Origin of the sequence: Gordonia desulfuricans NBRC 100010, from assembly GCF_001485495.1 — a bacterium.
GTDB classification, from domain to species: Bacteria; Actinomycetota; Actinomycetes; order Mycobacteriales; family Mycobacteriaceae; genus Gordonia; species Gordonia desulfuricans.
The window spans coordinates 21196-33648 of record NZ_BCNF01000005.1 but is presented as its reverse complement, the minus strand read 5'-3'; the positions used below and the strand labels follow the sequence as shown (position 1 = coordinate 33648).

Here is a 12453-nt window from a genome sequence, read left to right as displayed (position 1 = left end):
TCGGTATTCGTCGCGTTGTAGGTTTTCGGCGATGGTGTCGACGTGGGTGGAGGAAAGGTGTTGGATGCGTGTGTAATCGGTGATCGGGTCGGTGAGGGTGAACACCGACATGACTTCAACATTGGTGCCGGTGTCGGTGCTGGTGTTGGTGGTCATGTGGTCGCCCCCCCGGGTGGTGTTCGATCTTGTGTTCCAGTGTAGTCGGGGGGTGTGACAGGAATTGTTGTGTGACTGGGGGTGTGGGTGGTTGCGTGGTGAGGTCGGGTGGCGGAGATTTCGACTCGACTTGTCGCTGCGCTCCGCGTCGGCTCAATCGTCGTTTGCCGGTGGCCGGTTCAGCCACGGTGGTTGATCTCGGCCGGTTTCCGGGGCCGGGTGGCGGAGATTTCGACTCGACTTGTCGCTTCGCTCCGCGTCGGCTCAATCATCGTGTGCGGCTCGATCATCTTGTGCCAGTGGATGGGTGATTGCGACATCACTCTGCTTCGAGTCGATGCGTCAGGGGGTGTCCAACTTGGCGATCGAGCGCTTCGGGGCGACGTGCCGGTAGCTGGCGTCCAGCAGCTCGGACACCTCGACCCAGTCGGTGTCGTCGTCGAGCAGGATGCCCAGCCAGCCGTACGGGCCGAGGTAGGCGGGCAGGAAGAACCGGGGATCGGCCATCAGGGCCTCGCGCTCGGCGGTGTCGGGGATGAACAGTAACGACTGGTCGTGCCGCTCGCCGCCCTTCTCGCCGCCGCCGTAGTTGCCGAACATCTTGCCGCAGCGGAAGGTGGGCCGGCCGTGGGCAACCACCTCGGTGGTGTCGGGCAGGGCCAGGGCGATCTCACGCACCCGGACCAGGAACGGGTCGGCGTCGTCGAACATGATCGGATGCGGCATGTGTCCGAGAGTAGTTCGACTCCCGATGATTCTGATGCGCTGTGCGCAGACCCGGTTGCCGATAACGTGGATCGAATGGACTTCGGGATCTTCATACCGCAGGGCTGGCGACTCGACCTCGTCGGCGTGGATGCGGCGAAGCAGTGGCCGCTGATGAGACGACTGGCGCAGGCCGCCGATGCCGGACCGTGGACATCGCTGTGGGTGTACGACCACTTCCACACCGTTCCCGCACCCACCACCGAGGCCACCCACGAGGCGTGGACGCTGATGTCGGCGTTCGCGGCGACGACCGATCGCATCCGGCTCGGCCAGATGTGCACCTGCATCGCCTACCGCAACCCCGCCTACCTGGCGAAGGTGGCCGCGACGGTCGACCACGTCTCCGGTGGCCGTGTCGAGATGGGGATCGGCGCAGGCTGGTACGAGCACGAGTGGCGGGCCTACGGATACGGCTTCCCCTCGGCGGGGGAGCGGTTGAAGGCTCTCGACGAGGGTGTGCAGATCTTCCGCCAGGCATGGCGGGACGGTACGGCGACCCTCGACGGCGATATTTATCAGGTCGACGGCGCGATCGTACAGCCGCTGCCGTTGCAGGAGAACGGAATCCCGCTGTGGATCGCCGGTGGCGGTGAACGCAAGACCCTGCGGATCGCCGCAAAGTACGCCCAGTACACCAATTTCGACGGCACCCCCGAGGGATTCGCTCACAAGTCGGCGATTCTCGCCGAGCATGCCAAGGACCTCGGACGCGACTTCGGCGAGATCACCCGATCGTCGAACTACAACGTGGTGATCGGCGAGACCGAGCAGGACGTCGCCGACAAACTCGACTGGATCGACGCCCACTACCGGCGGCTGGTCCCGGCCGAAGCCGCACAGCGGTTCTCCGAGACACTTCGGGGCGGATGGCTGGTCGGCACCGTCGAGCAGATCACCGAACGGCTGACGCAGGTCGCCGACCTCGGACTCGCCTATGCGATCACGAACTTCGTCGATCTCGCCTACGACGAGACCGGTGCCACCCTCTTCGCCGAGAAGGTCATCCCCGCATTCACCTGACGGGTCGGCTCACCGGCCGGGGAACTGTCGTGGCCCTTCGATAACCTGAGGGGCGTGGCAGAAGACAGCGATCCGGCCGTGAGCGGCACCCCCGACGAGGCCGCGGAGGTCCCCGCACCGATCCGTGAGCGGTGGACCGAGCTGGCCACCGAGATCCGCGAACACCAGTTCCGCTACTACGTCAAGGACGCACCCACCGTCTCCGACGGCGAGTTCGATCTTCTGCTGCGTGAACTCCAGGAACTCGAGGATGCCCATCCCGGGCTGGCGACACCGGACTCGCCGACCAAACTGGTCGGCGGAGGGTTCTCGACGGCCTTCACCCCGGTGGATCATCTCGAACGAATGCTCTCGCTGGACAACGTCTTCGACGCCGACGAGATGCGCGGCTGGGTGTCGCGGGTGGAGGACGAGATCGGCAGCGTCGAGTATCTGTGTGAACTCAAGATCGACGGTGTCGCCCTCGCGCTGGTCTACATCGACGGTGTCCTCGACCACGCCACCACCCGCGGCGACGGCCGCACCGGTGAGGACGTGACCCTCAACGCCCGCACCATCGAAGACGTCCCCGCCCGGCTGAGCGGCACCGATGCCTACCCCATCCCGCACATCCTCGAGGTGCGCGGCGAGGTGTTCTTCCGGGTCGAGGACTTCGAGGCGCTCAACGCCTCACTCGTGGAGGACGGCAAGACGCCGTTCGCCAATCCGCGTAACTCCGCGGCCGGCTCGTTGCGCCAGAAGAACCCTCAGATCACCGCGCGGCGCCGGCTGCGGATGATCTGTCACGGCATCGGCCACACCGAGGGGTGGCGGCCGGCGTCGCTGCACGACGCCTACCTGGCACTCGGCGAGTGGGGTCTGCCGGTGTCGTCGCACACCAGCAAACTGACCGGGGCCACCGCGATCCTCGACAAGATCGACTACTGGGGGGAGCACCGCCACGACGTCGAGCACGAGATCGACGGCATCGTGGTGAAGGTCGACGACTTCGGTCTGCAACGACGCCTCGGTGCCACGTCGCGGGCACCGCGCTGGGCGATCGCCTACAAGTATCCGCCCGAGGAGGTCACCACCGCGCTCCTCGGCATCGAGGTGGGGGTCGGCCGCACCGGCCGCGTCACCCCGTATGCGGTGCTCGCGCCGGTCCTGGTCGCCGGGTCGACCGTCGCCCGTGCCACCCTGCACAACGGCTCGGAGGTCAAACGCAAGGGTGTGCTGATCGGCGACACGGTGACGATCCGCAAGGCCGGTGACGTGATCCCCGAGGTACTCGGCCCCGTCGTCGACCTGCGCAATGGCAGCGAGTACGCCTTCGAGATGCCGACGAACTGTCCGGAATGTGGTGCTTCGTTGCGTCCGGAGAAGGACAGCGACGTCGACATCCGTTGCCCCAACCAGGAATCCTGCCCGGCACAGCTACGGGAGCGACTGTTCCACCTCGCCGGTCGCGGCTCCTTCGACATCGAGGCGCTCGGCTACGAGGCGGCCACTGCGCTTCTGTCGGCAGGGGTGATCACCAACGAGGGGGACCTGTTCTCGCTGACCGCCGACGACCTGGTCAAGACCGACCTGTTCACCACCAAGGCCGGTGCGCTCTCGGCCAACGGCAGACGCCTGCTGGCCAATCTGGGCAAGGCCAAAGAGGTTCCGCTCTGGCGGGTCCTGGTGGGATTGTCGATCCGGCACGTCGGGCCGACCGCAGCGCGTGCCCTCGCCACCGAATTCGGGTCACTGCAGGCCATCGAGGAGGCGAGCGCCGAGGATCTGGCCCAGGTCGAGGGGCTGGGCGCGACTCTGGCGCAGAGTATCTCGGACTGGTTCACCGTCGACTGGCATCGCGAGATCGTCGAGAAGTGGCGTGCGGCCGGGGTGTCGATGGCCGACGAGCGCGACGAGTCGATCGTGCGCACGCTGGAGGGCAAGACCATCGTGGTCACCGGATCCCTGCAGGACTTCTCCCGTGACGGCGCCAAGGAGGCCATCCTGGTGCGGGGCGGCAAGGCCTCGGGCTCGGTCTCGAAGAAGACCGACTACGTGGTGGTGGGCGACGCCCCGGGCAGCAAGGCCGCCAAGGCCGAACAGCTCGGGGTACCGATCCTCGACGAGGACGCGTTCAAGCACCTTCTGGAGACAGGCGAGCCGGAGGCGAATTGAGCACTGCGGTGCGGAAATCCGACACCGTGTGCGGCAGCCACAACGCCTGGATCGGGGACAGCGGCGGGTCTGTGAACTCCTTGACCATCACCCGGCCGCCATGGACCGGGCCGGCCGGGGCGGTCACGAACGCGCAGGCGTCCGGATCGACGAGAACCGCGGTGGTCGGTGGGGTGCCCTGAACCCGGTTGATCCGCAGTTCCGGCTCGAAACCGGAGCGGCGGCAGTGCGCGACGAGGAAGTCGGTGTAGAACGAGTGCCGCTCGGGAGCCCACACGATCAGCGGGTGCCCGGCGAGATCGGACATCGCGATCCGATCCGGGGTGGCCAACGGGTGGTCGGCGGCGACGGCGAGGCGCAGCTCCTGGTACGAGATCACCGCCGAGGTCAGTCCCTCCGGAGTGTCCACACCGCGCCGAAGTACGAGATCAATTGTGCCACTGTGGAGTTCGTCGACGAAGGTGCTCGGGAATGCTGGGCGGGCGGTCACCGGCTGTGTGGGGTGGCCACCGATCGAGCGCTCGAGGAGCAGGAACACCTCGGCGCCGGAGAGCGCAGGGGAGTGGCCGACGACGAAGGCATGCGTGGAGTCGGCGTCGGCCTCGCGCACCGCCCTCGTCAGATGTCGCGCACCGGTGAGCAGAGGCCGGGCGCTACGCAGGAGTTCCTCCCCGGCTGCGGTCAGGTGCAGTCCCCGATTCTGCCGGTTGAACAGGGTCACCCCGAGTTCGGATTCCAGTCGGCGTACGGCGGTCGACAGTGCCTGCTGGGTCACGTACAGCTGTTGCGCGGCGACGGCGAGGGTGGGTGATTCGGCAACTGCGACGAATTGCTCGAGTCGACGGATATCGGGGAGGGGGTAGGAGCCCAGGGCAGAATCCGGCATGCACAAACAGTACTTGATGTTATTGCGAAACGTTTCGTTGGAAATTGATCTTTTCTGTTCGTAGCCTCGGACGTGAAGCACCACACGACCGGTGCCCGAGTCGGCGGCGTCTTTCCGACCACCGTCCACCGCCGACTCCCACGAATCGGAAAGGACAAAGACATGACCGAGTCCACGGCTACAAACCCCACAGCATCCCCGACCGCCGCGCGCGACCTGCACGGCAGGACCGCGGTGGTCGCGGCAGGGGCGAAGAACCTCGGCGGCCTGATCTCGCGCGATCTCGCTGCGCTCGGCGCCGCGGTCGTCGTCCATCACCACGGCGAGACCTCGCGTCCTGACGCCGAGAAGACGGTCGCCGAGATCGAGGCGGCGGGCGGTCGCGCGATCGCAGTGGCCGGCGATCTCACCCGACCCGCCGCCGTCGCCGCGTTGTTCGACGAGGCGGTCGCGGCCTTCGGTGCGGTGGACATCGCGGTCAACACCGTCGGCAAGGTGCTGCGCACCCCGATCGTCGAGACCGGCGAGGCCGACTACGACGCGATGTTCGACATCAACGCCAAGGCGGCCTTCTTCTTCCTGCAGGAAGCGGGAAAGCAGCTGTCCGACAACGGATCGGTGATCACCATCGTCACCTCGCTGCTGGCCGCCTTCACCGACGGGTATGCCACCTACGCGGGCTCCAAGAGTCCGGTCGAGCACTTCACCCGCGCTGCGGCCAAGGAATTCGCGCCGCGCGGCATCTCGGTGACCGCGGTCGCACCCGGACCCATGGACACTCCCTTCTTCTATCCCCAGGAGACCCCCGAACGTGTCGAGTTCCACAAGTCGCAGGCGATGGGCAACCGCCTGACCCGAATCGAGGACATCGCACCGATCGTCACCTTCCTCGCCACCGAGGGACACTGGATCACCGGGCAGACCCTGTTCGCCAACGGTGGCTACACCACCCGCTGACCCGGAACGGAGACCGCTGACCGGAACGGAGACCATTTGTCATGACCACATCACTTCCCGAACCCGTCCGGGCGTCGATCGACGCCACCAATGCCGGTGACCTGCAGGCCTTCCTGGGTTCCTTCACCCCCGACGGTGCCGTTGACGACTGGGGTCGGGTCTTCGGCGGGCTCGCGGCCATCACCCGCTGGAGCGATGCCGAGTACCTCGGCAAGAACGTCACCCTCGAGGTGACCTCGGTGAGCGCGACCGGCGACGACGTGGTGGTCATCGCCACGGTCGGCGGTGACGGCTTCAACGGACCGTCGACCTTCACCTTCACCGTCGACGGTGAGAAGATCGCCCGCATGACCATTCGCGAATGACGTTCCTCGACAAGGGAGTTCACCGCCGAGGAGGCGTTCCCAGCCCGATGGCGTTCAGTCGACCACCACGACGAACGCGGGAACGCCCGCTCGTCGAACAGGACGAACCGGACGTCGGTGACCGATGTCGGTGTGGCATGGACGGTCTCGACGGCGATCCGTGCACCGTCGTCGATCGGCCAGCCGTACACCCCGGTGGAGATCGCCGGAAATGCCACCGACCTGGCACCGAGTTCGTCGGCGACGCGCAGCGAGCGCCGATAGCACGAGGCGAGCGTGGCCGAGCGGTCGTCGGATGCCGAGAACACCGGTCCCACCGTGTGGATCACCCAGCGGGCATCGAGGTCTTCGGCGGTGGTGGCCACCGCGTGGCCCGGTGGGAGTCCGTCGGCATAGCGCGTCTCGCGCAGGTGACGGCATTCGGCGAGGACCGCCGGACCGCCCCGGCGGTGGATCGCACCGTCGACGCCCCCGCCGCCGAGCAGCGAGGAGTTGGCGGCATTGACGATGGCGTCGACGCTCTGCCGGGTGATGTCGCCGCGGACCAGGGTGATCGTGGTCATCTGCGCATTGTCCCGCCCGGTACCGGCGCGGGACAAGGGCTGCGCACGTCAGTTCTCGGCGCGCAGCACCGTGCTGACGATCCCGGCGAGATAGCCCAGACGGGCGATCTCCGACGGCCGGAAATCGGGTCCGCCGATGCGGCCGAGCAGGATCGCCTTGGCGCCGTCGCCCAGTGGTGCCGCCGCCAGCCGGGTGTCCATGTCCTGCCAGGTGCCGGGCACCCAGTCGGACTCCGGATCGAACTGCACGGCGCGCGCCAGTGGCAACCAGTCGACGGTGGTCAGCTGGGTTTCGGGGGCACCCGAACTGCCGAACAGCTGCAGCACACCGCCGGAGGAGTCGGTGATCACCGTCGCCCACGACACGCGCAGCACACGCGGGGCGTTGTCGACCAGGACCTGCAGCCGGTCGTCGCCGGCGGTGGCGACCTGGTCGACGAGTTCGAGTTCGCGATGGGTGTCGAGGACACCGGCGTACGGCCGGATCGAATCCACCCGCACACCCTTGACCTTCTCGGCCGCGGTGATCAGGGCATCGGGTAGCGAGCCGGGCGCGACCTCCACCACGAGATCGTCGACCGCATAGCCATCACCGCGTTCGACCACCTCGAGGGACAGGATGTCGGCGCCGACCGAACCGAGCTGGACGGCGAGCAGCCCGAGGCTGCCCGGCCGGTCCTGGAGATAGACCCGAAGGAGGTACGACACGACGGATATTGTCGCACCGGGCCGGGTCAGCTGCTCAGTGCGGTCCCTGCGGTGCCCCGAGCGGCTCGATGGCCACCGCGGTCCCGTACGCGCACACCTCGACACCGGTACCGCCGTACTCGGTGGTCTCGAATCGGAAGGCGACCACGGCATTGGCGCCCACCCGCTGGGCCTCGGCGGCCAGCCGGGACAGCGCCTCCTGACGGCATTCGTGCAGCAGGTTGGTGATGCCCTTGAGTTCACCGCCGGCCATCGCCTTGAACCCGGCACCGATGTTGGAGCCGAGGTGACGGGAGCGGACGGTCAACCCGAAACACTCGCCGTAGACGTGGACGATCCGGGAACCGGGAATGTCGTTGGTGGTGACGATGATCACGGGGCTCTACGCTAGGCGTCCGTGGGCATCTTCGCACCGGAAACGCCGCTGGCCGGGCTGCATCATCTGACCCTCACCGTCTCCGATCTCGATGCGAGCCTGGACTGGTATGCGCGGGTCCTGGGGTTCCGCGTCGTCGGACGCGCCGAGGTCGACGGCATGCGCAAGGCCTTGATGCATCGCCCCGACGCGTTCTCGCTGAGCTTCGTCGAACACGACCGGACCGCCGGCGGGGACAGGTTCGACGAGCGGCGGATCGGCCTGGACCACGTCTCCTTCGGCCTGCCGGATCTCGACGCGCTGCACGCATGGATCGCGATGCTCGACCGGCACGATGTGACCCATTCGCAGGTCACCGCCGCCACCTGGGGATCGGTGGTCTCGTTCCGTGACCCCGACGGCATCGCACTGGAGTTCTACACCCGGTAGCCGCGGCGAGGCCCGGCGCGCGACGGCGCCTCGTGCCCACCCATCGGCGACGACGATGCATCGCCTAGGCTTGACGGGGTTGCCGCCCGGGCATCCGGGTCGTCCACGGTGGTCGCGGTCTTGTCGTACCAGGCAAGGATGCGCACCTCCGTTTCGATGGGCGACCGACGGTGTGCGTGCAGGCCAGACGAGCAGTTCAGAAAGGACACGATCGACATGTCAGGAGACTCCGGGTCCGCGATCACGCGGGCCGAGGTCGCGCATCTGGCGCGGTTGTCGCGGCTGGCGCTGAGCGACGACGAACTCGACGTCTATGCCGGACAGCTGGATTCGATCCTCGCCCACGTCGCACAGATCTCCGAGGTGGCCGCCGACGACGTCCCGCCCACGGCGCACCCGGCCGAACTGGCCAACGTGCTGCGCGCCGACGAGGTGGTGCCCGGCCTGACCACCGAGCAGGCGCTCTCCGGCGCCCCGGCCGTCGATCAGGACCGCTTCGAGGTCCCGCAGATCCTGGGAGAAGAGCAGTGAGCACCCGTACCGCCAACGAGATCACCGGCCTGACCGCGGCCGAACTCGCCGACAAGATCGCCGCGCGCGACCTGTCGTCGGTGGAGGTCACCCAGGCCCACCTCGACCGGATCGCCGAGGTCGACGGTGAGCTGGGCGCATTCCTGCACGTCAGCGGTTCCGAGGCGCTGGTCGCGGCGAAGGCCGCCGACGACGCGATCGCCGCGGGTCAGGCGCCGTCGAAGCTCGCCGGTGTGCCGCTGGCACTCAAAGACATCTTCACCACCACCGACTCGCCGACGACCTGCGGGTCGAAGATCCTCGAGGGCTGGGTGGCGCCGTACGACTCCACCGTCACCCAGAAGCTGCGTGCCGCGGGTATCCCGATCCTCGGCAAGACCAACATGGACGAGTTCGCGATGGGTAGCTCCACCGAGAACTCCGCCTACCAGGTGACCCGGAATCCGTGGGACACCACCAGGATTCCCGGTGGTTCCGGTGGCGGCAGTGCCGCTGCGCTCGCGTCGTATCAGGCACCGCTGGCGATCGGCACCGACACCGGCGGCTCGATCCGTCAACCGGCCGCGGTCACCGCGACCGTGGGCGTCAAGCCCACCTACGGCACCGTCTCGCGGTACGGCCTCGTCGCGTGTGCGTCGTCGCTGGACCAGGGTGGTCCGTGCGGCCGCACCGTGCTCGACACCGCACTGCTGCACGAGGTGATCGCCGGATACGACCCGCGCGACTCCACCTCCGTCGACGCCCCCGTGCCCGACGTCGTGGGCGCCGCGAAGGCCGGCGCCACCGGCGATCTGGCCGGTGTGCGGATCGGTGTGGTCAAGGAGCTGCAGGGGGAGGGCTACCAGGCCGGTGTGCTCGCCTCGTTCGAGGCCGCCGTCGCCGAGCTCACCGCACGCGGCGCCGAGGTGGTCGAGGTGTCGTGCCCCAACTTCACCTACGCCCTCGGCGCGTACTACCTGATCCTGCCCAGCGAGGTCTCGAGCAACCTCGCGCGCTTCGACGCGATGCGCTACGGCCTGCGCGTCGGCGACGACGGCAGTCACTCGGCCGACGAGGTGATGGCCCTGACCCGCGAAGCCGGATTCGGCCCGGAGGTCAAGCGCCGCATCATGATCGGGACCTATGCGTTGTCGTCGGGCTACTACGACGCCTACTACGGCCAGGCGCAGAAGGTGCGTACGCTGATCGCCCGCGACTTCGCCGCCGCATTCGCCGGTGTCGACGTACTGGTGTCGCCGACCACCCCGACCACCGCGTTCCCGCTCGGCGAGAAGGTCGACGACCCGCTCGCGATGTACCTGTTCGACCTGTGCACCCTGCCGGTCAACCTCGCCGGTGTGGCCGCGATGTCGGTGCCGTCGGGCCTGTCCGCCGACGACGGGCTGCCCGTCGGTCTGCAGATCATGGCCCCCGCACTCGCCGACGACCGGCTCTACCGGGTCGGCGCCGCCTACGAGGCGGCTCGCGGCCCGATCGGCTGACTGGTATCCGCACCCGTCGGTAGCGCACCCTGTTCGGTCCCGTAGCGATGGCCGGTCCCGGCCGTGCCGTCGAGGGATGTGAGCAGGTCGACCGAGGTCTGGACGAACGACACCACCGGAATCCACGGTGGGGTGTGCGCGGCACGCCCCACCGCCCGGGTGTCGTCGGGGCGGGTCGGCGGGCGCCACAATGACGCGAGCGACCAGCGGGTCACCGGATCGGACGGATTGGCCAGCGCCACCCGTGGTGTCGCCGAGGTCCGTGCCACCGTGTCGGCTGGTACACCGGCCAGCAGGGTTCCGGCGACCATTCCCGGATGACGGTGTTCGGCCCACTCCCGGGTGCGATCGGCACCCAACGCCCCGAGGCTCTGACCGTAGAGGTGGATTCGGGGCCGGTGGCCGGGCGGACGCCGGCCGACGGCGTCGGCCAGGGCGTCGAAGACCGCGATCGCACTGCGTGCCGCCGCACCCGGATCGGTCACGAATGCGCGCCACGACGTCGTCGACGCATACGGCAGGGTGAGGATCTCGACGTCGCCGCCGAAACGGGCGTCGATCCCCGCGACCGCGTCGGCGTCGACCCAACCCGACCCGGTGGGTACGGCGATCACCACCGCCGATCGGTCCAGGCCGCCATCACCGAGCCAGCCGTCGACGAGTCGTGTTGCCGCAGCGGACAGATCGCCGTCGGCCGGGATCGGTGCGTGATGGACCGTCGCCGCGGTCGACCGTCCGGGCACGGCGAACGACCCGGCCAGTACCGCACCCGCCACCAGCCCTGCCACCAGAACGGGCCGTGACATCCACACGATGGCCGCGAATGCCCCGGCCGACGCGGCCAGGACGGCGGCGGGATATCCCACGCCGGCCGTCCCGGTGCCGAGATCGGTGCGGATCAGGTTCTGCCACAACGTGTTTCCGACCACCGCAGCCACCACCACGGGCAGTGCCAGGCAGACGGTGAGCCGGCCGGCCCGGCGGGACCGGGGCCGGTGACGCACGGCGACGGCGGCGATCGCGGTGCACAGCGCCACCAGTGCGGCCACCAGCGCCGACTCGGTCACCGCACCGCGGGGCAGGCCAGACGGTGCCAATGCGATCAGGGCGCCAGCGGTGGCCGCGACGGTCACCGCCGGATGTGGTGTGGCCGTGCGGTGTTCGGCTGAGTCCGACGCGGCCCACCACATCACGCCACCGCCGATCGGCCGGTCACCGCGGTCGTCACCCGGACCAGCATGGTCGCGGTGATGTCTCCGGCATCCTCTGCGGGTGCGGGCGGGCCGTCGTACTGGCGCCACGTGTTGACGCCCAGGCCGATCCGGGCGGACTCGGCCGCCATCGCACAGAACAGACCATCGCACTCGGCATGCATCCGTGCCACCAGCATCGCGTCGATCGCCAGCCGCGCCCACCCGCCCAGCGGATGCCCGGTGCGCTCGGCGTAGCGCAGCAGGTCGTAGCCGAAGTCGTGTGTGCGGCACAATGGTTCGAACCGATCCGGCATCGGGACCGGTGACGAGCAGTCGCCGCCGGGATCGGTGGGATAGCCGTCGGCGGTCACCGGCAGATAGCCCATCACCGCGACGAAGTCGGCGGGGAGTGCGTCGAGCGTCGCCGCCGGATCGGGACCGGTCAGCACCTGGACCGTGCGGGCCGCAGGCGAGACCTCATCGGCGTGTGCGGTCGGGGTGGGAGAACCGGGTGACCTCGCGCCGGCCGGTACGGCGAGCCACGCATGGGTGATCACGACGAGAATCCCGAGAACGACCCATGCGGTCGGGCGCAGTCCGTTGCGCAGGGTGAAAACCTTTGGGAATCCGGTGTTCCCGAGATCTACGGTCGGGGATTGGATGGTCGCGTACTCGGCTGTGGTGGACATGTATCCGACGCTAGGAACGGCCGGCACCCACCCACATCGGCCGCGCGACCGGTTCACGCACCACCCCGGCGATCGGGATGACCGCCCCGACCGGGACCGGGGTATGACCACCGATCTCCCTCTCGAGTATGAGGACTTCGCGCAGATCGCCGCCTAGCGTGGACGGCGAGGTGATGT

At 68.3% G+C, this 12453-nt stretch carries 14 protein-coding genes and 1 pseudogene; 7 read left to right on the top strand and 8 right to left on the bottom strand.

What is annotated here, in order from left to right:
- Positions 1-498 precede the first annotated feature (498 nt).
- Complete coding sequence (locus tag GD1_RS00930; RefSeq protein WP_059035068.1) at positions 499-882, bottom strand: MmcQ/YjbR family DNA-binding protein; 384 nt, start codon at positions 880-882, stop codon at positions 499-501.
- A 75-nt stretch (positions 883-957) separates the two neighbouring features.
- Here GD1_RS00930 and GD1_RS00925 point away from each other — a divergent pair, with 75 nt between their 5' ends.
- Together GD1_RS00925 and ligA are read left to right on the top strand one after the other, a co-directional pair.
- The gene (locus GD1_RS00925; RefSeq protein ID WP_059035066.1) at positions 958-1944 is read left to right on the top strand and encodes an LLM class F420-dependent oxidoreductase; all 987 of its coding nucleotides are present in this window, start codon (positions 958-960) and stop codon (positions 1942-1944) included.
- Positions 1945-2022: 78 nt separating this feature from the next.
- A complete protein-coding gene (gene ligA, locus GD1_RS00920) occupies positions 2023-4098 on the top strand; it encodes an NAD-dependent DNA ligase LigA (protein ID WP_157079341.1) in 2076 nt (691 codons plus the stop codon).
- On the opposite strand, the gene GD1_RS00915 is transcribed toward ligA, so the two are convergent.
- Positions 4058-4984 carry a LysR family transcriptional regulator gene (locus GD1_RS00915; RefSeq protein WP_059035063.1) on the bottom strand — a complete coding sequence of 309 codons (927 nt, stop codon included), beginning with the start codon at positions 4982-4984 and terminating at the stop codon, positions 4058-4060. The genes ligA and GD1_RS00915 overlap by 41 nt on opposite strands.
- Before the next feature lie 162 nt (positions 4985-5146).
- Between GD1_RS00915 and GD1_RS00910 the strand changes: the two genes are divergently transcribed.
- Together GD1_RS00910 and GD1_RS00905 are read left to right on the top strand one after the other, a co-directional pair.
- Positions 5147-5941: an SDR family oxidoreductase gene (locus GD1_RS00910; RefSeq protein ID WP_059035061.1), complete on the top strand. Its 795-nt coding sequence runs from the start codon at positions 5147-5149 to the stop codon at positions 5939-5941.
- A gap of 41 nt (positions 5942-5982) precedes the next feature.
- Complete coding sequence (locus tag GD1_RS00905) at positions 5983-6306, top strand: nuclear transport factor 2 family protein (RefSeq protein ID WP_059035059.1); 324 nt, start codon at positions 5983-5985, stop codon at positions 6304-6306.
- Between the two features lie 80 nt (positions 6307-6386).
- Here the strand turns inward: GD1_RS00905 and GD1_RS24105 are convergent.
- From GD1_RS24105 to GD1_RS00895, 3 genes and pseudogenes are all read right to left on the bottom strand, one after another.
- Positions 6387-6869, bottom strand: a pseudogene (locus tag GD1_RS24105) (O-acetyl-ADP-ribose deacetylase); the annotation flags it as partial.
- A gap of 48 nt (positions 6870-6917) precedes the next feature.
- Complete coding sequence (locus tag GD1_RS00900) at positions 6918-7586, bottom strand: ACT domain-containing protein (RefSeq protein WP_053778342.1); 669 nt, start codon at positions 7584-7586, stop codon at positions 6918-6920.
- A gap of 25 nt (positions 7587-7611) precedes the next feature.
- On the bottom strand, positions 7612-7953 hold the full coding sequence (locus tag GD1_RS00895; RefSeq protein WP_020791685.1) for a YbjQ family protein: 342 nt from the start codon (positions 7951-7953) through the stop codon (positions 7612-7614).
- A 21-nt stretch (positions 7954-7974) separates the two neighbouring features.
- On the opposite strand from GD1_RS00895, the gene GD1_RS00890 reads away from it, so the two are divergent.
- Entirely contained in the window at positions 7975-8382 is a 408-nt protein-coding gene (locus tag GD1_RS00890) for a VOC family protein (protein ID WP_244882443.1), read from the top strand.
- On the opposite strand, the gene GD1_RS24575 is transcribed toward GD1_RS00890, so the two are convergent.
- Positions 8370-8600: a hypothetical protein gene (locus tag GD1_RS24575; protein WP_157079339.1), complete on the bottom strand. Its 231-nt coding sequence runs from the start codon at positions 8598-8600 to the stop codon at positions 8370-8372. The genes GD1_RS00890 and GD1_RS24575 overlap by 13 nt on opposite strands.
- Between GD1_RS24575 and gatC the strand changes: the two genes are divergently transcribed.
- The gene (gatC, locus tag GD1_RS00885) at positions 8599-8913 is read left to right on the top strand and encodes an Asp-tRNA(Asn)/Glu-tRNA(Gln) amidotransferase subunit GatC (protein WP_053778341.1); all 315 of its coding nucleotides are present in this window, start codon (positions 8599-8601) and stop codon (positions 8911-8913) included. The genes GD1_RS24575 and gatC overlap by 2 nt on opposite strands.
- Complete coding sequence (gene gatA, locus GD1_RS00880; protein ID WP_059035057.1) at positions 8910-10394, top strand: Asp-tRNA(Asn)/Glu-tRNA(Gln) amidotransferase subunit GatA; 1485 nt, start codon at positions 8910-8912, stop codon at positions 10392-10394. The genes gatC and gatA overlap by 4 nt, the downstream gene beginning before the upstream one ends.
- On the opposite strand, the gene GD1_RS00875 is transcribed toward gatA, so the two are convergent.
- Together GD1_RS00875 and GD1_RS00870 are read right to left on the bottom strand one after the other, a co-directional pair.
- Positions 10364-11584, bottom strand: a complete 1221-nt coding sequence (locus GD1_RS00875; protein ID WP_059035055.1) for an alpha/beta-hydrolase family protein — start codon at positions 11582-11584, stop codon at positions 10364-10366. The genes gatA and GD1_RS00875 overlap by 31 nt on opposite strands.
- Positions 11584-12276: a hypothetical protein gene (locus tag GD1_RS00870; protein ID WP_157079338.1), complete on the bottom strand. Its 693-nt coding sequence runs from the start codon at positions 12274-12276 to the stop codon at positions 11584-11586. The genes GD1_RS00875 and GD1_RS00870 overlap by 1 nt, the downstream gene beginning before the upstream one ends.
- Positions 12277-12453: the final 177 nt, after the last annotated feature.